Here is a 26,613-nt window from a genome sequence, read left to right as displayed (position 1 = left end):
GGGGCCCGTCACACCATGAGCGTTGTCACCAACACGACCACCATCGGCGCCATCGAGCTGCCCAGTCGGCGGAACACCGAGCTCCTGCTGCTCGTCTTCGCCGTGGTCATCACGATGTTCGCCTACGCCAACACGGGCCTGGCGATCGACGGCAAGCTGCCCCCGGGCATGCTCACCTACGGGCTCGGCCTCGGCGTCCTGGCGGCCATCGCCCACTTCGTCGTACGGCGCTACGCCAAGCACGCCGACCCGCTGCTGCTGCCGATCGCCACGCTCCTCAACGGGCTCGGCCTCGTCCTGATCTGGCGCCTCGACCAGTCCGAGCGCCTGCAGAGCCTGGCGAAGCGGCAGTTCGGCGCCTTCACCGAGTCCGCACCCCGGCAGATGATGTACACGGCCCTCGCCATCGCCCTGTTCGCCGGCGTGCTCCTGGTCCTCAAGGACCACCGCGTGCTCCAGCGGTTCACGTACATCTCCATGGCCGCCGCACTCGTGCTGCTGATCCTGCCCGTGATCCCGGGTCTGGGAGCCGACGTCTTCGGCGCCAAGATCTGGATCAGCGTCGGTGGTTTCTCGATCCAGCCCGGCGAGTTCGCCAAGATCGTCATCGCCGTCTTCTTCGCCGGCTACCTCATGGTCAAGCGCGACGCCCTGGCCCTCGCCAGCCGCCGCTTCATGGGCCTCTACCTGCCGCGCGGCCGCGACCTCGGCCCGATCCTGATGATCTGGGCGATGAGCCTGCTCGTCCTGGTCTTCGAGAACGACCTCGGCACCTCGCTGCTCTTCTTCGGCATGTTCGTGATCATGCTGTACGTCGCCACCGAGCGCACCAGCTGGATCGTGATCGGCCTGCTCATGAGCGTGGGCGGGGCCGCCGTGGTCGGCTCCACCGCCAGCCACGTCCAGGCCCGCGTGAACGCCTGGCTCGACCCCTTCAGCTGCTACGAGACGTCCGACGCCTGCCAGCAGGTCGGCCAGTCGATCATGACCTTCGGCTCCGGCGGGGTCCTCGGCACCGGCTTGGGACAGGGCCACTCCGACCTCATCCTGTTCGCCGCCAACTCCGACTTCATCTTCTCCACCGTCGGCGAGGAGCTCGGGCTCACCGGCGTCATGGCCTTCCTGCTGCTCTACGGCCTGATCATCGAGCGGGGCGTGCGCACCGCGCTGGCCGCCCGCGACCCCTTCGGCAAGCTCTTCGCGATCGGGCTCTCCGGCGCCTTCGCACTCCAGGTCTTCGTGGTCGCCGGCGGAGTCATGGGCCTCATCCCCCTGACCGGCATGACCATGCCCTTCCTCGCGGCCGGCGGCTCGTCCGTGCTCGCGAACTGGATCCTCATCGCCGTCCTCATCCGGATCAGCGACACCGCACGCCGCCCTGCCCCGGCCCCGGCACCGTCCCCCGACTCCGAGATGACCCAGGTGGTCCGCCCGTCATGAACAAGCCCCTGCGCCGCATCTCGATCTTCTGCGGGCTGCTCGTCCTGGCACTGCTCGTGCGGACCAACTGGCTCCAGTACGTCAAGGCCGAGGAGCTGAGCACCCGCAAGGAGAACCGGCGGGTCCAGATCGCCCAGTACGCCACCGAGCGCGGCAACATCATCGTCGGGGGCAAGCCGATCACCGGCTCCGCCGTCACCGACGGCAGCGACTACAAGTTCAAGCGGACCTACCTCGACGGTCCGCTCTGGGCCCCCGTGACCGGCTACGCCTCGCAGGCCTTCGGCTCCACGCAGCTGGAGTCCCTCGAGGACGGCATCCTCACCGGCAACGACGACCGGCTCTTCTTCGACCGCACCATCGGCATGTTCACCGGCGAGAAGAAGCAGGGCGGCAACGTCGTCACGACGCTCAACGCCGCCGCGCAGAAGGCCGCGTTCGACAAGCTCGGCGACAAGAAGGGCGCCGTCGCGGCGATCGACCCGCGCACCGGCGCGATCCTCGCCCTGGTCAGCACCCCCTCGTACGACCCCAGCTCCTTCGCCGGCAACTCGAAGACCGACGAGAAGGCCTGGGTCGAGCTCAAGGACAGCGAGGACAAGAAGCTCGTCAACCGCGCCCTGCGCGAGACCTACCCGCCCGGCTCCACCTTCAAGGTGGTCACCGCCGCCGCGGCCCTGGAGAACGGGGTCGTCACGGACATCAACGCGCCGACCGACACCGATGACCCGTACATCCTCCCGGGCACCAGGACGCCGATGGTCAACCACGCCCAGAACTGCGGCAAGGCCACGCTCAACTACGCCCTGCAGGTCTCCTGCAACTCCGTCTTCGCCCACATGGGCGACAAGGTGGGGCGGGACAACATGGTGAAGACCGCCGAGAAGTTCGGCTTCAACAACGACAAGATCGACACCCCGGTCCGCGCCTTCGCCAGCGTCTACGACAAGACCATGAGCCCCGACGGCAACGCCCAGAGCTCCATCGGCCAGTTCAACACCGCGGCCACCCCGCTGCAGATGGCCATGGTCACCGCCGCCATCGCCAACAACGGCAAGCTGATGAAGCCGTACATGGTCAGCCACCTCGAATCCCCCGGCCTCGACATCGTCGAGAAGCACGAGCCGCAGGAAATGAGCCGGCCCCTCTCCGTCGAGAACGCGAAGAAGGTCCGGGACATGATGGTCAACGTCGTCCAGAACGGCACCGGCGACAAGGCCAAGATCCCCGGCACCGTCGTCGGCGGCAAGACCGGCACCGCCCAGCACGGCGAGGGCAACAAGAAGCGCCCGTACGCCTGGTTCATCTCCTACGCCGAGAACCCCGACGGCAGCTCGCCGGTCGCCGTCGCCGTCGTCATCGAGGACAGCGCAGCGGACCGCGAGGACATCAGCGGCGGCGGCCTCGCCGCCCCCGTGGCCAAGGCCGTCATGCAGGCCGTCCTCAAGAGCACCAAGGGGTAACGGGCGGGGCCGAAGGGAGCGCGAGAGCCGCAAGGGGCACACACCTGTGATCCGGGTCACCATTCCCGCCCGGATCCGAGCGTACGGTACCGGTCCGGTATCAGCCTGTGGTCACGAACCGATCACCGGCGATCGGCCGGTAGCCTTTGCGCGAACAGCACACCGCCGGACCACACACGGGTGCGGTCGGGACTGACGGAGAGGGCTGCACGTTATGGAAGAGCCGCGTCGCCTCGGCGGCCGGTACGAGCTGAGCCACGTGCTCGGCCGTGGTGGCATGGCCGAGGTCTACCTCGCCCACGACACCCGGCTCGGCCGTACCGTCGCCGTCAAGACCCTGCGCGCCGATCTCGCTCGCGACCCGTCCTTCCAGGCCCGGTTCCGGCGCGAGGCCCAGTCGGCCGCATCGCTCAACCACCCGGCGATCGTCGCCGTGTACGACACCGGCGAGGACTACGTCGACAACATCTCCATCCCGTACATCGTGATGGAGTACGTCGACGGCTCGACCCTGCGCGAGCTCCTGCACTCCGGCCGCAAGCTGCTGCCCGAGCGCACCCTGGAGATGTGCATCGGCATCCTCCAGGCGCTGGAGTACTCGCACCGCGCCGGCATCGTGCACCGCGACATCAAGCCCGCGAACGTCATGCTGACCCGCTCCGGCCAGGTCAAGGTCATGGACTTCGGCATCGCCCGCGCCATGGGCGACTCCGGCATGACCATGACGCAGACCGCCGCCGTCATCGGCACCGCCCAGTACCTCTCCCCGGAGCAGGCCAGGGGCGAGCAGGTCGACGCGCGCTCCGACCTCTACTCGGCCGGCTGCCTGCTGTACGAGCTCCTCGCCGTCCGGCCCCCCTTCATCGGGGACTCCCCGGTCGCGGTCGCCTACCAGCACGTACGGGAAGAGCCCCAGCCCCCGTCGAACTTCGACTCCGAGATCACGCCCGAGATGGACGCGATCGTGTTGAAGGCGCTGGTCAAGGACGCCGACTACCGCTACCAGTCCGCCGACGAGATGCGCGCCGACATCGAGGCCTGCCTCGACGGCCAGCCCGTCGCCGCCACCGCCTCCATGGGCGCCGCCGGCTACGGCTACCCCGACCAGGGCAACGGATACGGACCCCAGGGCTACGACCAGCCCACCACCGCCCTGCGCACCGCCGACCCGAACCAGACCTCCATGCTCCCGCCGATGCCTCCGGGCGACGGTGGATACGGGACCGCCGGGTACGCAGACCAGGGCGGCTACGACCAGGGCGGCCGCGGCCGGCGTCCGCAGAAGAAGAGCAAGGCCTCCACTCTCCTGCTGGTCACCGCCGGAATCCTCGTCCTCGTCGGCGCGATCCTCATCGGACGCGTCCTCTTCGAGAACAAGGCCGACAACCGGCCGGCAGTGCCCAAGCTCATCGGCGAAACCCTCGAAGCGGCCAAGGCGAACGCCACCAACGTCGGCCTCAGCGTCGAGCAGGTCGGGGAGATGGCCTGCGACGCCGCCCCCAAGGGCAGCGTCTGCGAGCAGGATCCGGCCGAGAACGTCAAGGTCGACAAGAACTCCGTGATCAAGGTGAAGGTCTCCACGGGCCCCTCCAAGGTCCTCGTCCCGAACGTCATCAGGCTGGCGATCGCCGACGCGGAGAAGGCGCTCCAGGAGAAGGGCTTCCAGATCGACAAGAAGCTCGTCGAGTCCGACCAGCCCCCCGGCACCGTCATCGAGCAGAACCCGAAGAGCGGCGAGGCCGAGAAGGGCTCGACGATCTCGTTGACGGTGGCCAAGGAAATCTCCAAGGTGACCGTCCCGGACCTGACCGGCAAGAGCCAGGGCGACGCTTCGAAGGCCCTGCAGGCCCTCAAGCTGAAGCTCGGCAGCGTCACGGAGGTCGACGCGCCCCCGGGCACGGCCCCCAAGACGGTCGTCAGCCAGGACCCCGGCCCCAACGGCCAGGTCGAAGTCGGCTCGACGGTCAACATCTCGGTCGCCAAGCCGGTCCAGCAGCTCACGGTCCCGAACCTGGTCGGCAGGACCATCAACCAGGCCAGGGCCGAGCTCGCCTCCAAGGGCCTGATCTTCGGATCCGTCCTGTCGGGCTCCTCGGACGGCAAGGCGCGGATCCTGAGCACGGACCCGCAGGTCGGCAGCCCGGCGACCATCGGCATGGTGATCAACGTGAACACGCAGCCCGACAACCAACAGAACGGCGGCAACGACGGCGGAGGCGGCGGCTTCATCGGCGGCCTCAGCAACTAGCCCCACACCCCCGAGCACGAACGGGTCCGGCCCCTCTCCCCGAGAGGAGCCGGACCCGTTTTCCGTACGTACATGTCTTCATATGTACGAAATTCGTTAACCCGGACGGGGCGGGCAGCGGAGCCCACCCGGGAGGGTCGGATCATGATCAACGAATCGGTGCTGCTCGAGTCCAGGACTCTGCGCACGAGCGTCCTGGAGCGGACGGAAGTACTGGACAGGGTGAAGGCGCTGTCGCTCCTGCCGGACCGGCTGCACGTGACGACGGCGATGGTGGCGGCTTACTACGAGGTCAGCATCCAGGTCATGGACGCCTTGGTGTTCGATCACCGGGACGAACTCTCAGCCAACGGCTATCGGGTTTTGACAGGTGCAGAACTGACTTACTTTAAGCAAGTCAGTGGGCTCAGCAGCCGCGCCGCGGCCATCGCCCTCTACTCCCGACGGACCGTCCTGAACGTCGGAATGCTGCTCCGCGACAGCAAAGTCGCACGTCAGGTGCGTGCGTACCTCCTCGACACCGAAGGCGAGGTCCGTACGCAGGCTGTGGATAACTCTGTCCACAGCTCCCGCTCTGACGAGCTCGACGAGCGGATCGACAGCCGGATCACCGACGTACTCGGCAAGACCATCGTGCCCATGCTGAACGTCCTCATCGAGACCTCCGTCGAACAGCGCCACGAACTGATCTCCCTTCGGGAAGACGTCGAGCAGATCCAGCAGCGGCTCGTCGAGCACGACCTACAGCTCAGCCGCCTCCAGCGGGGCCAGGACGTGAGGGCGCTCACCGGAGTCATCGGCACCATCGACGCCATGACCCGGAAGGAATTCCAGCAGCACGTCGCCGGCCTGCTCCGCCGCGACGGCTGCACCGACGTCGAGGTGTACGGCGGGCACGGCGGCGACCGCGGGGTCGACATCACCGCCAAGACGGCGGACGGACGCCTGGTCGCCGTCCAGGGCAAGAACTTCGCGCCCTTCCGGCACGTGCTCAGTGGCGAGATGCAGAAGTTCCTGGGCGCCGCCAAAGTGCTGCGGCGGGCCGACGTGGCCCTCTACGTGGCCACCTGCGCCTTCACACGCGAATCCCTGGCCATCGCCGCTCAGGGGGGCGTCACGGCCGTCCACAGGGGGCTTCTGGAGGCCTGGAGCGCCGGAGTGGTGCTCCAGGTGCTGCGGTGATTTCGACAGCGACAAGCTGTCGCCGTCAGCGCAGCTCCGCCGGAGGCGTTCGCTTCGCGTCGACCTTTTCCGCGCGGACCAGTTCGCCCCAGACGATGTAGCGGTACTTCGAGGTGTACACCGGGGTGCAGGTCGTCAGGGTGATGTAGCGGCCCGGGGCCGTGCGGCCCGACTGCTTGGGGATCGGGCCGATCGCGTCCACGTTGTACTTCGAGGTCTGGGTGAGGTCGGCGAAGACCGTGTACACGTACCAGGTGTCGCGGGTCTCGAAGACGACCGCGTCGCCGTTCTTCAGCTTGTCGATGTTGTGGAACTTGGCCCCGTGCCCGTCGCGGTGCGCCGCCAGCGCGAAGTTGCCGCCCGCCGGGTCCCACGGCAGGGCCGACTTCACCGGTTCCGTGTAGTAGCCCGCGACACCGTCGTTCAGGACCTCCGAGCTGGTGCCCCGTTTGACCAGCACCTCGCCGTTCTTCATCGCCGGCACGTGCAGGAAGCCGACCCCGCCCTGGACGTCCAGCGCGCCCGGCGCCGCGGACGCCGACGGGGAGGGCGCCGCCCGGTCCCACTGCTCGCGCACCGCGTCCCCGCGCGCTGAGGCGTCCCGGTCCGCGAGGACGTTGGTCCACCACAGGGAGTACGCCACGAACAGCCCGAGCACCAGGCCCGCCGTGATCAGGAGCTCGCCCAGCAGGCTCAGGAACCCCGCGAGGGCGCTGCGGCGCGGGGGCGGTGCGACACGTGACACTGCGGATCCTCTACGGGCTGTTCAGCTCGGGCGGAGCACCCTGGCTGCGGGGGCGTTCACCGGTCATCCTGCCCCATACGATCATCCGGTAGGTGCTGGTGAACTCCGGGGTGCAGGTGGTCAGCGTGATGTACCGGCCCGGGGAAGTGAAGCCCGATCCGACGGGCACCGGCTTGATGACCGACACGTTCGACGGCGGGGTCTGCGCGAGCTGCGAGGTCATCTCGTACGTGTAGTACGCGTCCCGGGTCTCCACCACGATCTTGTCCCCCGGCACCAGCCGGTTGATGTAGCGGAACGGTTCGCCGTGCGTGTTCCGGTGGCCCGCCAGCGCGAAGTTGCCCTGGGGATCGGCCGGCATCCCGGTCGCGAGCGGCGCCTCGCCGTAGTGGCCGACCATGCCCTTGTCGAGGACCTTGGCCTTGTTCGTCCCCTCCGCGACCGGCACCTTCACGTCCAGCTTCGGGATGTACAGGATCGCGAAGCCTTGCCCCGGTTCGAAGGCCGCCACCGGCGGCGCGGCCGCCCCGGCCGGGTCGCGGTCCCAGGTCTTGAGGAGCGAGCCGGCCGCGTTGTCGGCCGTCCGGCCCGCCAGGAAGTTCGTGTACCAGAGCTGGTAGCCGACGAAGAGGAGCATCACCAGGCCCAGCGTGATGAACAGCTCCCCGGCGAGCCTGCTGACGACCACGACCGGCCCGCCGGAGGCCGGCCGCCTGCGCCGCCGTCCCCGGCCCCGGCCCCCGCTCCGGCCGCGCGAACGCGCACGCTTCTCCGCCTCCTGCGCCGCCCTGCGTCGCGCTGCCCGGCCCTCGGTGGGCGCGGACGGCGCGAGCGCCGTCACGCGACGGCCTTGCCCACCACCGGGGCGAGCCCCACCGAGCGCTCCACCGCGCCCGCGTCACCGCAGCGCACCAGCCAGTTCGCGAGCATCCGGTGGCCCCACTCGGTCAGCACGGACTCGGGGTGGAACTGCACACCCTCGACGTCGTGCTCGCGGTGGCGCAGGCCCATGATGATCCCGTCCTCGGTCCGCGCCGTGACCTCGAGGGTGTCCGGCAGGGTCGGCGGCTCGGCCGCGAGGGAGTGGTAGCGGGTCGCGGTGAACGGCGAGGGCAGCCCCTCGAAGACGCCGAGGCCCTCGTGGACCACCGGAGAGGTCTTGCCGTGCAGCAGTTCCGGAGCGCGGCCGACGACGCCTCCGTAGGCGACGGCCATCGACTGCATGCCGAGGCAGACGCCGAAGACCGGTACGCCCGTGTCCGCGCAGTGGCGGACCATGTCGACGCAGACCCCTGCCTCTTCCGGCGTGCCCGGGCCCGGGGACAGCAGGACGCCGTCGAAGCCGTCCTGGGCGTGGGCGAGCTCGACCTCGTCGTTGCGCAGCACCTCGCACTCGGCACCGAGCTGATAGAGGTACTGGACCAGGTTGAAGACAAAGCTGTCGTAATTGTCGACCACCAGAATGCGCGCGCTCACGGAGTCGCTCCCGATCCCTCGTCCACCGTCACATCGTTGAACGGGAGCAGCGGCTCGGCCCACGGGAAGACGTACTGGAACAGCACGAACACCACCGCGAGCACCAGCACGAGGGAGATCATCACGCGTACCCACGCGTTTCCCGGCAAATGCCGCCAGATCCAGCCGTACATGCCGCCTGTGTCCTTTTCGTCCACGATCGTTCAACGCACCGCGGGGGCGGTACGTCCACAGCCTAAAGCCACCCGCCCGGCGCGGAGGGTCACCTTGCCAATCCCTCCGGTGAGCCCTGCGCGAGGGTCCGCCTACCGGTCAGTTCGGCCCAGACCACGAGCCGGTGGCTGTGGCCCCATTCCGGATCGCAGGTGGTCAGCGTCAGATACCTGCCCGGCCCGCCGAAGGGCGAGCGGGCCGGCACCGGATCGACGACGCCGACCTCCGTCGGGAGGGTGCGCAGCACCGGCGCGCGGACGGTGTACGTGTACCAGCCGGTGGCGTCCTTGAGGATCACGAGGTCGTCGGGGCGCAGCTTGGGGATGTCCTTGAAGGGGTCCCCGTACGTGCGCCGGTGGCCGGCCACCGCGAAGTTCCCGGTGCCGCCGAGCCGGGCCGTACCGGCGTAGTGGCCCAGGCCCTTCTTCAGCAGCTCGGTGCCCGTGCCCTCCAGGACCGGCTTGTTCCAGTCGGGGCCGAAGCGCGGTACGTACATCTCGGCGAAGGCCCGGCCCGGCGGGTACGCGGCGGTCTCGGGGGCGGCCGGGGCGGCCGACGGCGCGGGCAGCGGCGCGGCCGCGGGGGCCGCGGCCCAGCGGTCGCGCATGCGGGCCATCTCCCCGTCCATGGCCTGGTCGGCCTTGACCCCGGTCCACAGCAGGACGTAGGCCACGAAGAGCACGATGAGCGAGCCCGCGGTCAGGCACACCTCGCTGAACGTCCGTACCAGCAGGCGCAGTACGACATCACGGGGTGGCGGTCTCCAGCGGCTTCGCATAGTGGAGGTCCACTGTGCCGGAGTAGCCCGGAAGTGTCAGCGCCTTGTGCTCGTCCACTTTCCAGCCGAGCCCGTACGCGTTCACGTACAGCTGGTAGTTCTGCAGCGCCGGGGAGGCCGCGAGCGCCTTCTTCAGCGCGCCGGGGTCGCCGACGGCCGACACCTTGTACGGGGGCGAGTACACCCGGCCCTGGAGGATCAGGGTGTTGCCCACGCAGCGCACGGCGCTGGTGGAGATCAGGCGCTGGTCCATGACCTGGATGCCCTGGGCGCCGCCCTGCCAGAGGGCGTTGACCACGGCCTGCAGGTCCTGCTGGTGGATCACCAGGTCGTTGGGCTGCGGCTCGGGGACGTTGGGGATGCGGGCCGTGGCGTCGGGGGGCGCGTCGTTCAGGGTGACCGTCAGGGCCTTGCCGGTGACGTCCGAGGTGCCGGAGGCGGCGCGCAGGGCGGCCAGCTTCGCGTCCTCGGCCCGGGTGCTCCCGTTGTCGCGGTCGGCGAGGGCGTCGACCTCGCCGCGTGCGGTGGCGGTGCTCTTCTCCAGCTCCAGATTGCTCTGGCTGCGCTCGTGGATCAGGTCGGACAGCTTGAGGAGGGAGGCGTCCGTCCGGATGTTCGTACCCTTGGAGGTGTTGAAGCTGGTGACGAAGATCAAGCCGGCCAGGGCGAAAACGGCGGCCGTGAGCAGCCGGACCGGTCTGGCACGGCGACGGGGACCCGCGGAGGAGTCGTCGGAATTGCTCAACGTACCCTTCTCCTTCAACGCCACAGGTCCACTACGCTAACGGACGCCCGGGGCAGGCCAGGTCCCCAGCCCATCGACAGGAGAGCCCCTCGTGCCGAAGTCACGTATCCGCAAGAAGGACGACTACACGCCGCCCCCCACGCGGACGCCGCAGTCGATCAAGCTGACGAACCGCAACTGGGTCGCCCCGGTCATGCTGGCGTTCTTCTTGGTCGGTCTGGCGTGGATCGTCGTTTTCTATCTGTCCGAGACCCAGCTTCCGGTCGAAGCCCTCGGAAATTGGAACATTGTGGTCGGATTCGGCTTCATTGCGGCAGGATTCGGCGTCTCCACGCAGTGGAAGTAGTCCGGCTCCGCAAGCTCTCCCCATGAGTTATCCACAGCGTCATCCACACCTGAGGAAAAGACAGAAGATCTGTGGATAACTCTGTGGAGAGTTGACGCCGGTGTGATCAGGTGAGCGCGGAAAGCTCGGCCGTCCGGACCGCGATCAGGGCTGTGGCCAGCAGGAACACCGCCACACAGGTGCCCCACTGGACGAATTTGCGATGTCGCGCGCCCATGTCCTTGGCAGGCCACAGGAAGCCCAGCGCGACCAGCGCACCGGTGATCAGACCACCGATATGGGCCTGCCAGGACACGTTCAGCCCCGGTGCGAAAGTCAGCACCAGCATGAAGACGGCCATCGTGACCAGGGGCCGCATTTCGTACCTCATGCGGCGGAACAGCACCAGGGTGGCACCGAGCAGGCCGAACACGGCGCCGGAGGCGCCGAGGGTCGCGACGTTCGGCTCGGTCAGCAGGTAGACCGCCGCGCTGCCGCCCAGGGCGGACAGCAGGTACACCGTGAGATAGCGGGCCCGGCCGAGCGCCTGCTCCAGCGGTCCGCCGATGAACCACAGGGCGAGCATGTTGCTGAAGATGTGCCAGAGCTGCACGTGCAGGAAGGCCGAGGTCCACAGCCGGTAGTACTCGCCGGTGGAGACTCCTTCGAGCGGCCCGCCCACCTGCTCCCGGTACCGGCCCAGGAGCTCCAGCTGGATGTCCAGCCCGGGGACGGCCGTCACCAGGAGGAACAGGGCCACGTTGATCCCGATCAGGATCTTGGTCACCAGGTACGGATCGGCGGCCACCACCCCGCCCGCGATCGTCCGCGGAGCGTTGGCCGCGGCCCTGTGGCCCGTTCCCGAGCCCCCGCGGACGCACTCCGGGCACTGGAAGCCGACCGAGGCGCTGATCATGCACTCGGGGCAGATCGGCCGCTCGCAGCGCGTACAGCTGATCCCGGTCTCGCGGTCCGGGTGCCGGTAGCAGCCCGGAAGACGGTCGGTGTCCATCGGTCCCCTCGGTCGGCGGCGGGGCGGCGGATCCGCCGGTGCCCGTCCGGTACGTATCGAGGACGGACGGGCGGGTCCGAAAGGTTCCCCTGCGGTCAGCGCTTCTCGATGACGACCGACTGGATGATCACGTCGTCGAGGGGACGCTCGGTGCGCGGGTTGGTGGGACCTGCGGCGATGGCGTCGACGATCTTCTGGCTGGCCTTGTCGCCGATCTCGCCGAAGATGGTGTGCTTGCGCGTCAGCCAGGCGGTGGGGGCGACGGTGATGAAGAACTGCGAGCCGTTGGTTCCCGGGCCGGCGTTCGCCATCGCGAGCAGGTAGGGCTTGGTGAAGGCCAGGTCGGGGTGGAACTCGTCGGCGAACTGGTAGCCGGGGCCGCCGGTGCCGTTGCCCAGCGGGTCGCCGCCCTGGATCATGAACCCGCTGATGACGCGGTGGAAGACGGTGCCGTCGTAGAGCGGGTCCGTGGTCTTCTGCCCGTCCGTGGGACGCGTCCACTCGCGCTCACCGGTGGCGAGTTCGGCGAAGTTCCGCACGGTCTTCGGGGCGAAGTTCGGCAGAAGCTCGATCTCGATGTCGCCGTGGTTGGTCTTCAGGGTGGCGTAGAGCTTCTCGACCACGGATCTGCCTTCCTCTCGTCATCACTGTCGGTTTCAGATCCTCCCACGGAGAGCTGCACAGGACGGAAATCGTCCACCCGTATGCCCTGTCACGCATGCCGCTCGACGGTATGGGAGGCATGATCCGACAAAGGGTGGAAAGGTGAACTGTGTCCGCCACCGAGGAGGAGGATCCCGTGACCCGCAAGGAAAGCGTGCGCCTGGCAGCATCAAGTGCCAGGGATACGGCGCGGCACGCAGCGGAAGTGGTGGCGCCGTACGCGGAATCCGCCAAGCACGCTGCGGTGCATTACGCCCACGAAGCAAATGAACGGCTGGCGCCGAAGGTGTCGTACGCGGCCGGCGAGGCTGCGAAACAAGCCCGCCAGACGTACGGCTGCCACGTACAGCCCCGGATCAAATCGGCGCGCGCCCACGTGCCGCCGAATGTGGACCGGGCCGCGACCAACGCCGTGAAGCAGACCCGCCTGGCGGCCCGGAGCGCCGTGGACTACACGCAGCCGCGGCTGGAGAGCGCTTTGGCGGCGGCCCAGCCGGTGGCCGAGGAGGCCGCGTCCCGGTCGACGGCGGCGCTGGCGGCGCTGCGCGGCCAGGTGTCGGCCAAGGAGGTCCAGCAGCTCGTACGGCGCCACGAGCGGCGTGCCCGCTGCGGCCGCCTGTTCAAGGGCGTGGCGGTGGTCGGCGTCCTGGCCGGCGGGGCCTACGCCGCGTGGCGGTGGTGGGACCAGCAGTCGAACCCGGACTGGCTCGTCGAGCCGCCGGCCGCGACCGAGCTGTCGGCGCGGGAGGAGGCCCCGGCCTCCTTCGACGAGGAGCTGGCGGCGAAGGAGCGCGAGACCGGGACGGAGTTCGTCTCCAGCCTGGAGGAAGAGGCCGAGGCCGCTCAGGAGCGGATCGACGCGGAGGACGCGAAGCGCAAGCACCGCTGAGCCGGCGTGGCACGGCACGGGAGTGGGGCCCGGATCCTTTCCAGGATCCGGGCCCCACTCCCGTGTTCCCCTCGCTAGCTGGGGAGGGTGAGCTTCTGCCCCGGGTGGATCATGTCGGGGTTCGAGCCGATGACGCCCTTGTTCATCGCGTAGAGCTCGCGCCAGCGGCCCTCGTTGCCGAGCTCGCGGCGGGCGATCGCGGAGAGCGAGTCGCCCGGGCGGACGGTGTACGTGCGCTGGGCCTTGGGCGCGGGCTTCGGGGCCGCGGGGACCGCCTTGTGCGCGGCGGAGGCCGGCGTGGGCGTGTGCGGGGCGGGCTTCGCGGCGGGGGGCATCGGTGCGGCCTTGGGCGGCATCGGTGCGGGCTTGGGCGGCGCCGCGGCCGCCATGCGCTCGGCGGCCGCCTTGGTCGCCGCTGCCGAGTCGGTGTACTTGATCCCCGTGTCGGCGGGCATCGCGGACGGCGGCGCCGGGGCGGCCGCGGCCTGCTGTTGCACCTGCTCAGCCGCCTTTTCGGCGGCCTTCTCGGCTTGTTCCTTCTTCTTGTCGGACCTCATGAAGTCGAACAGTCCCATGTGCGTACGCCTCCGGCATGGTGGTGCCCCCCTGGGCTGAGTGCCCTCTTCCACTGTCTGCCAGAACACGCCGGACGGCCCTGCGACAGCGCCATCCGGGGGATTCCCGGGGGACGCGCTACTGGCGCGCCCTGCGGGCCGGCCTCGGGCTCTCCGAAGGGGTCCCCAGATCGCCCTTGACCAGCAGGTTCAGCACCCGCACCACCGCTTCGCGGTCCGCGGCCCCGAGGGAGCCGAGGGCATCGGCGTGCACTTGGTCGACGATGCGGCTGCTCTCCTTCGCCAGCTCCGCGCCCTTGTCCGTGACGACGATGACGCGGGCCCGGCGGTCCGTGCTCGACTGCCGCCGCTCGGCCAGTCCGGCCTTCTCCAGGGCGTCGACGGTGACGACCATCGTCGTCTTGTCCATGCCCCCGATCTCGGCGAGCTGGATCTGCGTCCGCTCCTCCCCCAAGGCGTGCACGAGCACGCAGTGCATCCGGGCCGTGAGCCCGACCTGGTCGAGCGCCGCCGCCATCCGGGTGCGCAGGACGTGACTGGTGTGGTCCAGGAGGAAGGAGAGGTCCGGCTCGTTCCGTGCTGCGGGTGCCATGGCTGTCATGTCCGCCAGTCTAGCAATTTCAGTCCCCAACAGATCGTCTGCAACAGAACTATCTGATACGGTCTTACCAAGTCAGCCTGCCGAGACCACCGACTGGGGACACCGATGCCTGCCGCCTCCGCGCCCACCGCTCCCGCCCCTGCTCCCGTCCCCACCGCCGCCACCGCGACCGCCGCCACCCCGGCCGCACCGCGCGGGCTGCGCTCCCGCTGGACCGCCCTCGGGGTGCTCTCCACCGGCGTCCTCATGACCGTCCTCGACGGCAGCATCGTCACGGTGGCGATGCCGGCCATCCAGAAGGACCTGGGCTTCACCCCCGCCGGACTGAGCTGGGTCGTCAACGCCTACCTGATCGCCTTCGGCAGCCTGCTGCTCCTCGCCGGCCGGCTCGGCGACCTCATCGGCCGCAAGCGGATGTTCCTCGCCGGGACCGGGATCTTCACCGGAGCCTCCCTGCTCGCCGGATTCGCCGGCTCGCCCGATGTGCTGATCGCCGCCCGCTTCCTCCAGGGCCTCGGCAGCGCCGTGGCCGCGGCCGTCAGCCTCGGCATCCTGATCACGCTGTTCACCGAACCGCGCGAGCGGGCCAAGGCCATCGCCGTCTTCTCCTTCACCGGAGCGGCCGGAGCCTCCCTGGGCCAGGTGCTCGGCGGGGTCCTGACCGACGCCCTCGACTGGCACTGGATCTTCTTCATCAACCTGCCCATAGGACTCGCCGCCCTCGCCCTGGCCCTGCCCGCACTCCCCGCCGACGGTGCTCATGCCGGACCCGGCCTGCGCGCCGGAGCCGACGTCATCGGCGCCCTGCTGGTCACCGCCGGCCTGATGCTCGGCATCTTCACCGTCGTCGAGGTGGAGCGCTACGGCTGGCTCTCCGTGCACACCCTCGGCCTCGGCACGCTCTCGATCGCCCTGCTCGCCGGCTTCACCGCACGCCAGGCCAGGACCCGTACCCCGCTGGTACCGCTGCACATCTTCCGCTCGCGGACCGTGGTCGGCGCGAACCTGGTCCAGATGCTGATGGTGGCCGCACTGTTCTCCTTCCAGGTCCTCGTCGCCCTGTACCTCCAGAACGTGCTCGGCTACGGAGCCGCCGAGACCGGCCTGGCGATGCTCCCGGCGGCCGTGGTCATCGGCGCGGTATCCCTCTTCGCCTCCGCCCCGCTCAACGCCCGCTTCGGCGAGCGCTCCGTGCTCCTCGCCGGTCTGGCCCTGCTCGTCGCCGCCCTCGGCCTGCTGACCCGGCTCCCGGTCCGCGCCGACTACGTCACCGACCTGCTCCCCGTGATGCTGCTGGCCGCCGGCTTCGGCCTGGCCCTGCCCGCCCTCACCGCCCTGGGCATGTCCGGCGCCGACGAGCAGGACGCGGGGCTCGCCTCGGGCCTGTTCAACACCACCCAGCAGATCGGCATGGCCCTCGGCGTCGCCGTCCTCTCCACCCTGGCGGCCGCCCGCACCGACTCCCTGCTCGGCACCGGCCTCGACCGCGCCGCGGCCCTGACCTCCGGCTACCACCTGGCCTTCGGGATCGGAGCCGGGCTGATGCTCACCGCGCTCGTCGTGGCGGCGACCCTGCTGCGGACCGGCCGGCGCCGCTGACTCCCGCCCGATGTTTCACGTGAAACATCGGGTCGCGTGAAGGATCCGGACACGACTGTGGGCCGCTCCACCGGAGCGGCCCACAGTCGTGTCAGCGGCCCTACTTCACGAAGAGGCCGTTCAGCGTCCCGTAGTCGAGCGCCCCTTCCAGGGCCCCGTACGTCCCCTGCTCCAGCACCTCCACCGCCGCGGCCCGGGCCGCCGTGTACGCCGCCTGCGCCACCCCGGTGCCGACACTGACCCGGCGCACTCCGGCCTTCGCCAGCTCGGCGACGGACGGACCGCCCGGACCGGCCATGGCGTTGACCGGCAGCGGGCCGCGCGCGATCTCGCGCAGGGCCTCCAGGTCCAGCAGCCCCGGCACGAAGATCCCGTCGGCGCCGGCTGCGGCGTACGCCTCCACCCGGGCCAGGACGTCGGCGAGGCGGCCGGACTCCTCGCCGATCCCGAACAGGAAGACATCGGTACGGGCATTGATGACCAGCTCCGGCAGCCCGGCCCCGGTGGCGGCCGCACGGGCGGCGCGGATCCGTTCGGCCTGCTCCGCGGCGGTGCGGAGCGTACCGTCGGCCGGCTTCCAGTCCTCCAGGTTGATCCCGACGGCGCCCACCGCCACCACCTCGCGCACGGTGGCCGCGACGTCCTCGTAGCCGCCCTCGATGTCCACGGTGACCGGGACGTCAACGGCCGCCACGATCCGCGCGGCCGCCGCCAGCATCTCCGCCTTCGTCGCGTGCTGCCCATCCCCGCGGCCGATCGACCAGGCCACGCCCCCGCTCGTGGTGGCGATGGCCTGCGCCCCGGCCGACTCGATCACTGCCGCGCTGCCCGCGTCCCAGGCGTTGGGGAGAACGAGCAGCGACGCACCCAACTCCCGCAGCTTCAGGGCCTTCTCGGTGGTCTTCGCTTGCACGGACATCCGTACTCTCCTCAGCCGTCGTCTTGCGAGTGATCGTCAACTCGACTCACAAGTAGAGGACCTTAACCGGCGGGCCCGCCGGCCCTCCGGCGGGTTTCCCACCTGTTCCCCGTTACTCAGCCATGACAGAAAGCCCACGTTCCGGTCGATCACGGTCCGTAGATTTCTTCTCAGCAGCCCCGCAGACCTGACCGGACGAAACCCCGACAGCGACACCGCGGCATGCGACTCTCCGCCCCTTCCCGGACAATGTTCCAAGGAGTCGTTATGCGTACCGCCCTTCGTACCCCGATCGTCACCGCCGCCCTCGCCGGAGCCCTCCTGGCCCCCGCCGCGACGGCCCTCGCGGCGCCCGCCCCGCAGGCCGTGACCTCGGTGGCGGCGGTCACTTCGATGACGACCGTGTCCGCGGCGTCCGCCGTGTCCGGGGACGGCTCCGGCAACGACCGCTACGACGGCGAGAAGATCCTCGTCGCCAAGAGCCGCCTCGCCGTGCTGCGCAACGGAGCCGAGGGCCCCGAGGTCTGGATCCGCGCCGTCGCCGCCGACTGGAAGCCCGGCGACGGCTGGGCCGGCCGCGTCCTGGCCAAGCTCGACCCCGCCCACCGGCGCGCGGTCCTCGAAGGCGTCCAGTACGAACTCAAGGAGCTCGGATCGGGCCCGTACGAAGGCCGCTACGGCTTCGACGTCCGCGTCCTCGGCGAGGACGCCTCCCGCGGCAGCTACATCCTCCCCAAGCCCGCCCGGGCCGCGGAGCCCGCCCGGCAGACCGCGGTCATCCCCATGGGTTCCGTCGCCGCCGGCGCCGAGATCGCCTCCGCGGACACCGACAACACCACGACCGCGGCCGCGGGCACCGCCCTCATCGCGATCTTCGCCGGCCTCGGCTCCACCCTGCTGGTCCAGGCCCGCAGGGCTCGCACCCGCGGCTGAACGAGCCCCGCGACGGCCGTACGCACCCTCGGTCAGCGGGAGCGGAAGAAGCGCCGGATGTCCCCGACCAGCAACTCGGGCTCTTCCAGGGCCGCGAAGTGGCCGCCACGGTCGAATTCGGTCCACTGCACGATGTTGTTCGTCTGCTCGGCCAGGTGTCGCAGCAGGAGGAAGTTCTCGTGCGGGAAATGGGCGAGGGCGGTGGGCGCCGTCGACGGCTCGGGCGGCTCTCCCCAGTAGCCGGCGTGCGCGCGCTCGTAGTAGAGGCGGGCCGAGGAACCCGCCGTGGCCGTCAGCCAGTAGAGCATCACGTTCGTGAGGAGCAGGTCGCGGTCGACGGGAGAGCCCGTCCACTCGTGGAACTTCTCGGCGATCCAGGCGAGCTGCCCGACGGGCGAGTCGGTGAGACCGTACGCGAGGGTCTGCGGGCGGGTGGACTGGATGTCGGCGTACCCCTGCTGGTCGCGGGCCCAGCCCTGGAACCGCTCCCAGGACATCCGGGTGCGCGCGGCCTGCTCAGGGGAGAGGCCCAGCAGATCGGCCGGTTCCGGTTCCCGTGCCATGTAGGCGTTCGGAATCAGGTTCAGGTGGACGCCGGTCACCTCGGGCCGGGTGCGGCCGATCTCGCGGGAGATGGCCGCGCCCCAGTCGCCGCCCTGGACCCCGTACCGCTCGTATCCCAGCCTGCGCATCAGCTCGGCGAAGGCGGCGGCCACGCGCCGGAACTCCCACCCCGCCTCTCGGGTCGGCCCGGACAGCCCGAATCCGGGGATGCTCGGCAGGACCAGGTGGAAGGCGTCGGCCGGGTCGCCGCCGTGGGCTGCCGGATCGGTGAGCGGACCGGCCACATCGGTGAACTCGACGATCGAGCCCGGCCATCCGTGGGTCATGAGCAGCGGGGTGGCGTCCGGTTCCGGGGACCGTATGTGGGCGAAGTGAACGTGCGCCCCGTCGATCTCGGTCGTGAACTGCGGCCACGCGTTCAGCCGGGATTCGGCGGCCCGCCAGTCGTACTCCTCGCGCCAGTACCGGACCAGTTCCTTCAGGTGGCCGCCCGGAATCCCGTACTCCCAGCCCGAGCCGGGGATCTCGTCCGGCCACCGGGTGCGGTCCAGGCGCTGGTGGAGATCGTCCAGATCGGCCTGCGGGAAGTCGATCCGGAACGGAGTGACCCTACTTGTACGCATGATGTCCCCTCGGCCCCGTGGGCCGGCGCGGCGGTGGTGTCGGTCAGGCCGGGCCCGAGGTGTCGAGGGCCAGGGTGAAGGCGAGGGTACCCAGGACCGAACCCATCACGTCGCGCTGCGCCATGAGCCAGGAGCGGCGGCGGGCCAGGAAGCCGGCGATCGCGCCGGCCGCCAGGACACCGACTGACCCCGCCCGGGCCGACGGGACGGTGGAGGGCCTCGCGGCGCGCACAGCCCACGAGAAAACCCTGCCCGGCCTGGGTTTTCGCAGGTCGGACAGGGTTTCTGTGATGTGGAGCCTAGGAGATTCGAACTCCTGACATCTGCCTTGCAAAGGCAGCGCTCTACCAACTGAGCTAAGGCCCCGAGATGTGGACGCGGCTGTTCCCTGGGAGGGTGCGGCCGTTCCGAAGGACAGAGTACCCCGTGTACCCCCTCCTCCCGCAAAATGATAGGGACTCCCGCCCCGCGACCACGCTCCGTAAGATGCTCGCGAGGTTCGCACCAGCGAAGGGGAGTAGTAAGAGTGGACGCAGTACAGCAAGAGGCGACCGCCAGAGCCAGGGAACTCCAGCGGAGTTGGTACGGGGAGCCGCTCGGCGCGCTGTTCCGCCGGCTCATAGATGACCTCGGCTTGAACCAGGCCCGCCTCGCTGCCGTCCTCGGGCTGTCGGCTCCGATGCTGTCCCAGCTGATGAGCGGCCAGCGCGCAAAGATCGGCAACCCCGCCGTGGTCCAGCGGGTCCAGGCCCTCCAGGATCTCGCCGGCCAGGTGGCCGACGGGAGCGTCAGCGCGGGAGAGGCGACCGACCGGATGGACGAGATCAAGAAGACCCAGGGAGGTTCCGTCCTCAGCAACAGCACCAGCCAGACCGCCACCGGCTCCGGCGCACCCACCGTCAAGCGCGTCGTGCGCGAGATCCAGTCGCTGCTGCGCTCGGTCTCCGCGGCCGGCGACATCATCGACGCGGCGGACACCCTCGCCCCGACCCACCCGGAACTGGCAGAGTTCCTCCGGGTGTACGGAGCGGGCCGCACCTCCGACGCCGTCGCGCACTACGAGGCGCACCAGAACTGACACGCAACGCACGCGACAGACACAGCTGACGACGGGGGACGGGCGCAGCAATGGGTGAGATCTTCGCCGGCCGGTACGAACTGATCGACCCGATCGGGCGTGGCGGCGCAGGTGCCGTATGGCGAGCGTGGGACCACCGGCGCCGCAGGTACGTCGCAGCGAAGGTCCTCCTGCACAGCGATGCCCACACCCTGCTGCGGTTCGTGCGCGAGCAGGCGCTGCGGATCGATCACCCGCACGTACTGGCCCCGGCCAGCTGGGCGGCGGACGACGACAAGGTCCTCTTCACCATGGACCTCGTCGCCGGCGGCTCCCTCGCCCATGTGATCGGGGACTACGGGGCGCTGCCGCCCCGGTTCGTGTGCACGCTGCTCGACCAGCTCCTGTCGGGGCTGGCGGCGGTGCATGCGGAGGGCGTCGTGCACCGCGACATCAAACCGGCCAACATCCTGATGGAGGCCACCGGAACCGGGCGGCCGCACCTGCGGCTGTCCGACTTCGGCATCGCCATGCGCAAGGGCGAGCCCCGGCTGACCGAGACCGCGTACGTGGTGGGCACGCCGGGCTATCTCGCCCCCGAGCAACTCCTCGGCTCCGAGCCGGACTTCACCGCTGACCTGTTCGCCGTCGGACTGGTCGGCCTCTACCTGCTCCAGGGCGCCAAGCCCGACTCCCAGACCCTCGTGGAGCAGTTCTTCACCCACGGCACCCCCGATGCCCCGGAGGGTGTTCCCGCGCCGCTGTGGGACGTCCTGGCGGCGCTGCTCCAGCCGGACCCCCGGAGCAGGTTCCAGACGGCCACCGGGGCGCGCAGGGCCCTCGCCGAGGCCGTGGAGCTGCTCCCGCCGCCCGGCCCGGACGGGGATCCGGTCGAGGTGTTCGACCAACTGGGCCCGGTGCCGCACGATTTCACGCCCAGGGCACTGCGGGAGACCGCGTACGGGACCCCTTCTGCGAACCCGACGAACCCGGGACCGGCCCCGGCGACGAACCCGCCCCCGCCCTCCGTGCCCGCGCAGCCCACCGAAGCCCCCACACCCGCCACCGAGCCCCTCGGCGTGTTCGGCCCCTCGGAGACGGGCAGCTTCCACCTCCCGCCGCCCCAGCTCGCCACCACCCCGACGCCCCGGAGCGCGCCGACGGTGCCGACCGCGCAGACGGCCCCGTACCCGCATCCTTACGCCCAACCCCAGCCCCAGGCCCAGCCGGTCTCCCCGGCCGCGCCCCGCACGGCCGCCCTCGCGCCCCCGCCCGCGAAGGTCACCGCCGGGATCCTGCTCGCCGCCGTACTGTGCTTCGCCGTCGGGATCTGGGCCCTGACCCAGCTCTAGGCCGTCTCTTTCGGATCTCCTAGGCCATACGCCGCCTCGCCAGCAGGATCCAGCCGCCCAGCACGAGCAGCAGCAGCGTCCCCGTACCGAAGCCGGCGCTCGCGACCACCCGCATCACCGACCGGTTCTCCGCGGCGGCGTCGGCCTCCACGGCCGTGGTGCCCTCCTTGGCGGCGGTACGGTCCTCGGACCCCACGCCGAACCCGCCGGCCGCGAGGTCCTCCGCGTAGGCCGGCGCCTTGCCCGGCGTTCCGATGATCTGGGTGCGCAGGGTCAGCGGGACGGGCACCGCGTCCTGGGTGAACTCCCCGACCTTCCCCGCCATGGTCACCGCGATGTAGTACCAGCCGGCCACCCGGACCGCCCCGAGCTTCCGGTCGGAGGCGAAGCGGTTCTCGTAGGCCACCGGCGGTGTACGCGGCAGGGTGAGCCCCGCCTGCTTGCCGTCGTACGAGGCGTCCTCGCTGTCGATCAGCGAGCGGTACGGGCTGTACAGCGCGACGGAGAGCCCGGGCGAGGCGTACCCGGAGTCCTTCGTCAGCTCGCCCGCGGAGAGTTCGGCCGCCAGGCCCAGCTGCTGCCCCCAGTCGAGCGGCACCCGGTAGAAGCGGGTCTGCCCGGGCCGCAGCTCGTCGCTCCAGACGCCGCTGCCCAGGGCCCGCGCGTCGTTGAAGCCGGTCCCACCGGCCCGCGGGGCCGCGTCGCTGCCGGGCAGGGTCGGGGAGGCCGAGGGCCAGACGCTGGGGGCCGAGGTGGGCGCGTTGCTGCCGCCGAGCGCCGGCTCGCGCTGGACCCGCAGCTCCAGGGGCCAGGCCGCCTTGTCAGCGTCGTTGGCGTTCTTGGCCGTCTCGCGCGTGACCCTGACGTAGTAGGGACCGCTCCCCTGGCAGGAGCCGTCCTCCTGCAGGATCCGGCCTCCCACCGCGCTGATGGGGACGGGGTCGTAGCCGAAGGACGCGCGCCCCGGACCGCTCTGGCAGGAGCGGTTCTCGAGGGTGAGGACTTCGACCTCCAGGCCGTCGCTGTAGCCCACCTTGGCGCCGGCCGGGGGCTGGAGCACCGCGGACACGTACACGCTCGAAGCGGCGTCGAGGGTGAGCTGGTAGTACCGCTCCCCCGGCGCGATCCGGTCCTTGTAGACCGACCCGGTCTTCAGCTGCGGCGCTCCCGCCGTGGAGGGCTTCCCCTCCACCGCCACCGCCCCGTCCGCGCCCCGGTAGGCGGGCACCGGCTTCGGGGTCCCCACCGCGCCCGCGGCCCCCGGCAGGGCCGCGACCAGCCCGAGGGCGGCCAGCGCCGCCGCAGCGCCCGTCCGTAGCCGACGTACCCGACGTACCCCACCCATCACACGCACCCACCCCGAGTTTGCCAACGCAAGCAACTTCTTTGCATACCGCAACAATTCGTCACAGAGCAGCACAAAGCCCCGACCGCAGCGGCAGTCGGGGCTCTGGGATCAACCTCGGGTCTCACACACCGGAACCAGAAGGCACGGAGTCGGTTGCCTCCGTCCACAGGTCCTGCTCCGCACGGTCCGCCTGGATCTGGCGGTACACGAGGAGCCCGCCGATGGCGGCCAGTGCGACCAGGAGCAGCTTCTTCACCGCACGACCTCGTCTTTCGTTGACGTAGGGGACTTCTGGCGCCCAACAATACACACCGACCGATACCGATCGGTGACCTACCACTGCACCAACTGGCCCAACGACAAAGACCCCCAGGCCATGGGCCTGAGGGTCTTCGACACTGTGGGGCTAACAGGATTTGAACCTGTGGCCTCATCCTTATCAGGGATGCGCTCTAACCAACTGAGCTATAGCCCCATCCGCGCTGCGCGCTGACTTCTGAAGGTTAGCGCACAGACCCGGTGACTCCAAAATCGGTTCCCGTGACCCGTCTGCGCAGGTCACCAGCCCCGTCCGCAGCCCGTGCCCGACTGGGGCTACTCGTCCTCGGCGAGCGTCAGCTCCACACCGCCGACGAAGCCCGCCGACAGGTTGTAGATGAACGCGCCCAGGGTCGCCAGCGCCGTCATGAGCACCACGTCGATGACCGAGATCACCGTCGTGAAGATCAGAACGCGCGGCAGCGACAGGAAGGTCTGGAGGTCGAAGCCGTTGCTCTCGTTCGAGCCGGTCGCCTCACTGATCGTGCCGCCGACGCTGGAGAAGATGCCCATGGCGTCCATGACCATCCACAGCACCACCGACGCGACGATCGTGCACACGCCCAGCGCGATCGACAGCAGGAAGCTGACCTTCATCACCGACCAGGGGTCGGCCTTGGCCACCCGGAGCCGCGCCTTGCGCGTCCTGGGCGCCATACGGGCCCCCGTGCGCGGCTTGCGCTGCGCGCCGGGGTCGCCCGCCCCCCGCGGTGCCCCGGGGCCCTGGGGCACCGAGTACGCCTGCGGCGGGTGGTACGGCTGCTGAGAGCCGGCCTGCGTCTGAGGCGACTGAGGCGGCTGCGGTCCTCGGGTGTCCGTCACGGTTCCCCCCTGCGAGTCCGCGGCGGGGCCACGGGCACCGTTCGCTCCAGTCTGGGCCGGTCCGGCGCCCGTGGCTCCGCTCACGCTTACTCCTCGTGCTCCCCAGCCGAGGGCTCCGTGCCCTCGGCAGCCTCGGCGGCCTGTCCTTCGACGGCCGCGTCGGTCCCGATCTCGTTCTCGCTGTCGTCGGCCTCGTCAGTTTCCTGACCGGCCTCCGCGTTGCGGGCGATGCCGACGACGGCATCGCGCTTGCCCAGGTTGATCAGCTGGACGCCCATGGTGTCACGGCCGGTCTCCCGTACTTCGTTGACGCGCGTACGAATCACACCACCGCTGAGCGTGATGGCGAGGATTTCGTCCGTTTCGTCGACCACCAGCGCCCCGACGAGCGAGCCGCGGTCCTCCACGATCTTCGCGGCCTTGATGCCCAGGCCACCACGGCCCTGGACGCGGTACTCGTCCACCGGCGTCCGCTTGGCGTAGCCGCCGTCGGTCGCGGTGAAGACGAACGTACCCGGCCGGACCACGCTCATGGAGAGCAGTTCGTCCCCTCCGCGGAAACTCATGCCCTTCACGCCCGAGGTGGCGCGGCCCATCGGGCGCAGCGCGTCGTCGGTTGCCGTGAAGCGGATCGACTGCGCCTTCTTGCTGATGAGCAGCAGGTCGTCCTCGGCGGACACCAGCTCGGCGCCGATCAGCTCGTCGTCGCTGCCGTCCTCGGTCTCCCGCAGGTTGATCGCGATGACGCCACCCGAACGGGGAGAGTCGTAGTCCTTGAGCGCCGTCTTCTTCACCAGGCCGCCCTTGGTGGCCAGGATCAGGTACGGGGCGGCCTCGTAGTCGCGGATCGCGAGGATCTGGGCGATCTTCTCGTCCGGCTGGAAGGCCAGCAGGTTCGCCACGTGCTGCCCGCGGGCGTCACGGCCGGCGTCCGGCAGCTCGTACGCCTTGGAGCGGTAGACCCGGCCCTTGTTCGTGAAGAACAGCAGCCAGTGGTGCGTGGTGGACACGAAGAAGTGGTCGACGAGGTCGTCCTGCTTCAGCTTCGTGCCGCGCACGCCCTTGCCGCCGCGCTTCTGCGAGCGGTAGTCCTCGGTCTTGGTGCGCTTGACGTACCCGCCGTGGGTGATCGTGACGACGATGTCCTCTTCGGCGATCAGGTCCTCCATGGACATGTCGCCGTCGAAGGGCACCAGCTTGGAACGCCGGTCGTCGCCGAACTTCTCGACGATGGCGGCCAGTTCCTCGCTGACGATCTGACGCTGACGCTCCTCGGAGGCCAGGATCGCGTTGTACTCGTTGATCTTGGCCTGGAGCTCGTCGTGCTCGGCGACGATCTTCTGCCGCTCCAGGGCCGCGAGGCGGCGGAGCTGCATCTCCAGGATCGCGTTCGCCTGGATCTCGTCGATCGACAGCAGGCCCATCAGGCCCTCGCGGGCGATCTCGACCGTGTTGCTGCGCCGGATCAGCGCGATGACCTCGTCGATCGCGTCCAGCGCCTTGAGCAGACCGCGCAGGATGTGGGCGCGCTCCTCCGCCTTGCGCAGGCGGAACTTCGTGCGCCGGACGATGACCTCGATCTGGTGCGTCACCCAGTGGCGGATGAACGCGTCGATCGACAGCGTGCGCGGCACGCCGTCCACCAGCGCCAGCATGTTCGCGCCGAAGTTCGTCTGCAGGTCGGTGTGCTTGTAGAGGTTGTTCAGCACGACCTTGGCGACGGCGTCGCGCTTGAGGACGATCACCAGGCGCTGGCCGGTCCGGGACGAGGTCTCGTCGCGGACGTCGGCGATGCCGCCGACCTTGCCGTCCTTGACCAGGTCGGCGATCTTCTGCGCCAGGTTGTCGGGGTTGGTCTGGTACGGAAGCTCCGTGACCACCAGGCACTGGCGGTTCTGGATCTCCTCGACCTCGACCACCGCGCGCATCGTGATGGAGCCGCGACCGGTCCGGTACGCCTCCTCGATGCCCTTGCGGCCCACGACCAGGGCGCCCGACGGGAAGTCCGGGCCCTTGATCCGCTCGATGAGCGCGTCCTGGAGCTCCTCGTGCGAGGCCTCCGGGTGCTCCAGCGCCCACTGGGCGCCGGCCGCGACCTCGCGCAGGTTGTGCGGCGGGATGTTGGTGGCCATGCCGACCGCGATGCCCGCCGAGCCGTTGATCAGCAGGTTCGGGAAGCGCGCCGGCAGGACCGTGGGCTCCTGGTTGCGGCCGTCGTAGTTGTCCGTGAAGTCGACGGTCTCCTCGTCGATGTCCCGGAGCATCTCCATGGCCAGCGGCATGAGCTTGCACTCGGTGTAGCGCATCGCGGCCGCCGGGTCGTTGCCCGGGGAGCCGAAGTTGCCGTTGGAGTCCACGAGCGGCATGCGCAGCGACCACGGCTGGGCCAGGCGGACCAGGGCGTCGTAGATCGAGGAGTCACCGTGCGGGTGGTACGTGCCCATGACGTCACCGACGACGCGGGCGCACTTGTAGAAGCCCTTCTCGGGCCGGTAACCGCCGTCGTACATCGCGTACAGCACACGACGGTGGACCGGCTTGAGGCCGTCCCGTACGTCGGGCAGCGCGCGGGAGACGATGACGGACATCGCGTAGTCGAGGTAGGAGCGCTGCATCTCCGTCTCGAGCCCGACGGGCTCGATGCGTACGACGGGCTGCTCCTCCGCGGATTCCGCGGCGGTGGGCGTGGTTTCGTCGGCCATTGCTGGTCAAAGGTCCTTTCA

26 protein-coding genes, 2 tRNA genes and 1 pseudogene are annotated in these 26,613 nt (G+C 69.9%); 10 read left to right on the top strand and 19 right to left on the bottom strand.

The features are described from left to right. Positions 1 to 15 precede the first annotated feature (15 nt). The 4 genes from OG435_RS23280 to OG435_RS23265 all read left to right on the top strand — a co-directional run bounded on the left by OG435_RS23280 (position 16) and on the right by OG435_RS23265 (position 6,333). Positions 16 to 1,440, top strand: coding sequence for an FtsW/RodA/SpoVE family cell cycle protein (locus OG435_RS23280; RefSeq protein ID WP_266879344.1), 1,425 nt, complete (start codon positions 16 to 18; stop codon positions 1,438 to 1,440). Further along, positions 1,437 to 2,903: a peptidoglycan D,D-transpeptidase FtsI family protein gene (locus tag OG435_RS23275; protein WP_266879342.1), complete on the top strand. Its 1,467-nt coding sequence runs from the start codon at positions 1,437 to 1,439 to the stop codon at positions 2,901 to 2,903. Before OG435_RS23280 ends, OG435_RS23275 begins: the two co-directional genes overlap by 4 nt. Before the next feature lie 214 nt (positions 2,904 to 3,117). Next, positions 3,118 to 5,151: a Stk1 family PASTA domain-containing Ser/Thr kinase gene (gene pknB, locus OG435_RS23270; protein WP_266879340.1), complete on the top strand. Its 2,034-nt coding sequence runs from the start codon at positions 3,118 to 3,120 to the stop codon at positions 5,149 to 5,151. A gap of 144 nt (positions 5,152 to 5,295) precedes the next feature. Then, a complete protein-coding gene (locus OG435_RS23265) occupies positions 5,296 to 6,333 on the top strand; it encodes a restriction endonuclease (RefSeq protein ID WP_266879339.1) in 1,038 nt (345 codons plus the stop codon). Positions 6,334 to 6,358: 25 nt separating this feature from the next. Here the strand turns inward: OG435_RS23265 and OG435_RS23260 are convergent, their stop codons facing one another. From OG435_RS23260 to OG435_RS23235, 6 genes and pseudogenes are all read right to left on the bottom strand, one after another. Next, positions 6,359 to 7,078 (bottom strand): class E sortase, encoded by a 720-nt coding sequence (locus OG435_RS23260; protein ID WP_266879337.1) that lies wholly within the window; start codon positions 7,076 to 7,078, stop codon positions 6,359 to 6,361. Between the two features lie 10 nt (positions 7,079 to 7,088). Further along, positions 7,089 to 7,766 (bottom strand): annotated as a pseudogene (locus OG435_RS23255) (class E sortase); the annotation flags it as partial. A gap of 149 nt (positions 7,767 to 7,915) precedes the next feature. Then, positions 7,916 to 8,554, bottom strand: coding sequence for an aminodeoxychorismate/anthranilate synthase component II (locus OG435_RS23250; protein WP_254382122.1), 639 nt, complete (start codon positions 8,552 to 8,554; stop codon positions 7,916 to 7,918). Continuing rightward, positions 8,551 to 8,751: a hypothetical protein gene (locus OG435_RS23245; RefSeq protein WP_254382427.1), complete on the bottom strand. Its 201-nt coding sequence runs from the start codon at positions 8,749 to 8,751 to the stop codon at positions 8,551 to 8,553. Before OG435_RS23245 ends, OG435_RS23250 begins: the two co-directional genes overlap by 4 nt. A 65-nt stretch (positions 8,752 to 8,816) precedes the next feature. After that, complete coding sequence (locus OG435_RS23240) at positions 8,817 to 9,545, bottom strand: class E sortase (RefSeq protein WP_266879333.1); 729 nt, start codon at positions 9,543 to 9,545, stop codon at positions 8,817 to 8,819. Next, complete coding sequence (locus OG435_RS23235; RefSeq protein ID WP_266879331.1) at positions 9,514 to 10,290, bottom strand: DUF881 domain-containing protein; 777 nt, start codon at positions 10,288 to 10,290, stop codon at positions 9,514 to 9,516. The genes OG435_RS23240 and OG435_RS23235 overlap by 32 nt, the downstream gene beginning before the upstream one ends. A gap of 91 nt (positions 10,291 to 10,381) precedes the next feature. Here OG435_RS23235 and crgA point away from each other — a divergent pair, with 91 nt between their 5' ends. Beyond that, positions 10,382 to 10,636 (top strand): cell division protein CrgA, encoded by a 255-nt coding sequence (gene crgA / locus OG435_RS23230; RefSeq protein ID WP_266879329.1) that lies wholly within the window; start codon positions 10,382 to 10,384, stop codon positions 10,634 to 10,636. 106 nt (positions 10,637 to 10,742) lie between these two features. Here the strand turns inward: crgA and OG435_RS23225 are convergent, their stop codons facing one another. Together OG435_RS23225 and OG435_RS23220 are read right to left on the bottom strand one after the other, a co-directional pair. Further along, on the bottom strand, positions 10,743 to 11,627 hold the full coding sequence (locus tag OG435_RS23225) for a rhomboid family intramembrane serine protease (protein WP_266879328.1): 885 nt from the start codon (positions 11,625 to 11,627) through the stop codon (positions 10,743 to 10,745). Positions 11,628 to 11,722: 95 nt separating this feature from the next. Continuing rightward, the gene (locus tag OG435_RS23220; RefSeq protein WP_266879326.1) at positions 11,723 to 12,250 is read right to left on the bottom strand and encodes a peptidylprolyl isomerase; all 528 of its coding nucleotides are present in this window, start codon (positions 12,248 to 12,250) and stop codon (positions 11,723 to 11,725) included. Between the two features lie 176 nt (positions 12,251 to 12,426). Between OG435_RS23220 and OG435_RS23215 the strand changes: the two genes are divergently transcribed. Beyond that, complete coding sequence (locus tag OG435_RS23215) at positions 12,427 to 13,179, top strand: DUF5324 family protein (protein WP_266879324.1); 753 nt, start codon at positions 12,427 to 12,429, stop codon at positions 13,177 to 13,179. 74 nt (positions 13,180 to 13,253) lie between these two features. Here OG435_RS23215 and OG435_RS23210 read toward each other — a convergent pair whose 3' ends face one another. Together OG435_RS23210 and OG435_RS23205 are read right to left on the bottom strand one after the other, a co-directional pair. Beyond that, positions 13,254 to 13,754, bottom strand: a complete 501-nt coding sequence (locus OG435_RS23210) for a LysM peptidoglycan-binding domain-containing protein (RefSeq protein ID WP_266879322.1) — start codon at positions 13,752 to 13,754, stop codon at positions 13,254 to 13,256. Positions 13,755 to 13,872: 118 nt separating this feature from the next. After that, complete coding sequence (locus tag OG435_RS23205; protein ID WP_266879320.1) at positions 13,873 to 14,355, bottom strand: MarR family winged helix-turn-helix transcriptional regulator; 483 nt, start codon at positions 14,353 to 14,355, stop codon at positions 13,873 to 13,875. A gap of 105 nt (positions 14,356 to 14,460) precedes the next feature. Between OG435_RS23205 and OG435_RS23200 the strand changes: the two genes are divergently transcribed. Further along, positions 14,461 to 15,954 carry an MFS transporter gene (locus OG435_RS23200; RefSeq protein ID WP_266879318.1) on the top strand — a complete coding sequence of 498 codons (1,494 nt, stop codon included), beginning with the start codon at positions 14,461 to 14,463 and terminating at the stop codon, positions 15,952 to 15,954. Between the two features lie 100 nt (positions 15,955 to 16,054). On the opposite strand, the gene OG435_RS23195 is transcribed toward OG435_RS23200, so the two are convergent. After that, positions 16,055 to 16,873: an isocitrate lyase/PEP mutase family protein gene (locus OG435_RS23195; RefSeq protein ID WP_266879316.1), complete on the bottom strand. Its 819-nt coding sequence runs from the start codon at positions 16,871 to 16,873 to the stop codon at positions 16,055 to 16,057. Positions 16,874 to 17,140: 267 nt separating this feature from the next. Here OG435_RS23195 and OG435_RS23190 point away from each other — a divergent pair, with 267 nt between their 5' ends. Then, complete coding sequence (locus OG435_RS23190) at positions 17,141 to 17,806, top strand: hypothetical protein (RefSeq protein WP_266879314.1); 666 nt, start codon at positions 17,141 to 17,143, stop codon at positions 17,804 to 17,806. A gap of 32 nt (positions 17,807 to 17,838) precedes the next feature. On the opposite strand, the gene OG435_RS23185 is transcribed toward OG435_RS23190, so the two are convergent. The 3 genes from OG435_RS23185 to OG435_RS23175 form a co-directional block, all read right to left on the bottom strand. Then, positions 17,839 to 18,993, bottom strand: a complete 1,155-nt coding sequence (locus OG435_RS23185; RefSeq protein ID WP_266879312.1) for an epoxide hydrolase family protein — start codon at positions 18,991 to 18,993, stop codon at positions 17,839 to 17,841. Positions 18,994 to 19,036: 43 nt separating this feature from the next. Continuing rightward, the gene (locus OG435_RS23180) at positions 19,037 to 19,225 is read right to left on the bottom strand and encodes a hypothetical protein (RefSeq protein ID WP_266879310.1); all 189 of its coding nucleotides are present in this window, start codon (positions 19,223 to 19,225) and stop codon (positions 19,037 to 19,039) included. 61 nt (positions 19,226 to 19,286) lie between these two features. Beyond that, a tRNA-Ala gene (locus tag OG435_RS23175) sits at positions 19,287 to 19,359 on the bottom strand. Positions 19,360 to 19,519: 160 nt separating this feature from the next. On the opposite strand from OG435_RS23175, the gene OG435_RS23170 reads away from it, so the two are divergent. Both OG435_RS23170 and OG435_RS23165 read left to right on the top strand, forming a co-directional pair. Then, the gene (locus tag OG435_RS23170; RefSeq protein WP_266879309.1) at positions 19,520 to 20,071 is read left to right on the top strand and encodes a helix-turn-helix domain-containing protein; all 552 of its coding nucleotides are present in this window, start codon (positions 19,520 to 19,522) and stop codon (positions 20,069 to 20,071) included. A gap of 50 nt (positions 20,072 to 20,121) precedes the next feature. Then, a complete protein-coding gene (locus tag OG435_RS23165) occupies positions 20,122 to 21,402 on the top strand; it encodes a serine/threonine-protein kinase (protein ID WP_266879307.1) in 1,281 nt (426 codons plus the stop codon). 19 nt (positions 21,403 to 21,421) lie between these two features. On the opposite strand, the gene OG435_RS23160 is transcribed toward OG435_RS23165, so the two are convergent. The 5 genes from OG435_RS23160 to gyrA all read right to left on the bottom strand — a co-directional run bounded on the left by OG435_RS23160 (position 21,422) and on the right by gyrA (position 26,592). Beyond that, positions 21,422 to 22,747 carry a hypothetical protein gene (locus OG435_RS23160; RefSeq protein WP_266879306.1) on the bottom strand — a complete coding sequence of 442 codons (1,326 nt, stop codon included), beginning with the start codon at positions 22,745 to 22,747 and terminating at the stop codon, positions 21,422 to 21,424. A 124-nt stretch (positions 22,748 to 22,871) separates the two neighbouring features. Continuing rightward, positions 22,872 to 23,006 carry a DLW-39 family protein gene (locus OG435_RS23155; protein ID WP_208809277.1) on the bottom strand — a complete coding sequence of 45 codons (135 nt, stop codon included), beginning with the start codon at positions 23,004 to 23,006 and terminating at the stop codon, positions 22,872 to 22,874. 145 nt (positions 23,007 to 23,151) lie between these two features. After that, positions 23,152 to 23,225: transfer RNA gene (locus OG435_RS23150), tRNA-Ile, on the bottom strand. Positions 23,226 to 23,344: 119 nt separating this feature from the next. Continuing rightward, entirely contained in the window at positions 23,345 to 23,974 is a 630-nt protein-coding gene (locus tag OG435_RS23145; RefSeq protein WP_266879305.1) for a DUF3566 domain-containing protein, read from the bottom strand. 2 nt (positions 23,975 to 23,976) lie between these two features. After that, entirely contained in the window at positions 23,977 to 26,592 is a 2,616-nt protein-coding gene (gyrA, locus tag OG435_RS23140) for a DNA gyrase subunit A (protein ID WP_266879303.1), read from the bottom strand. Positions 26,593 to 26,613: the final 21 nt, after the last annotated feature.

Source organism: Streptomyces sp. NBC_01264, from assembly GCF_026340675.1.
In the GTDB taxonomy this organism is placed as follows: Bacteria; Actinomycetota; Actinomycetes; order Streptomycetales; family Streptomycetaceae; genus Streptomyces.
The sequence above is the reverse complement of the archived record's forward strand: the minus strand, read 5'-3'. Positions and strand labels throughout refer to the sequence as shown.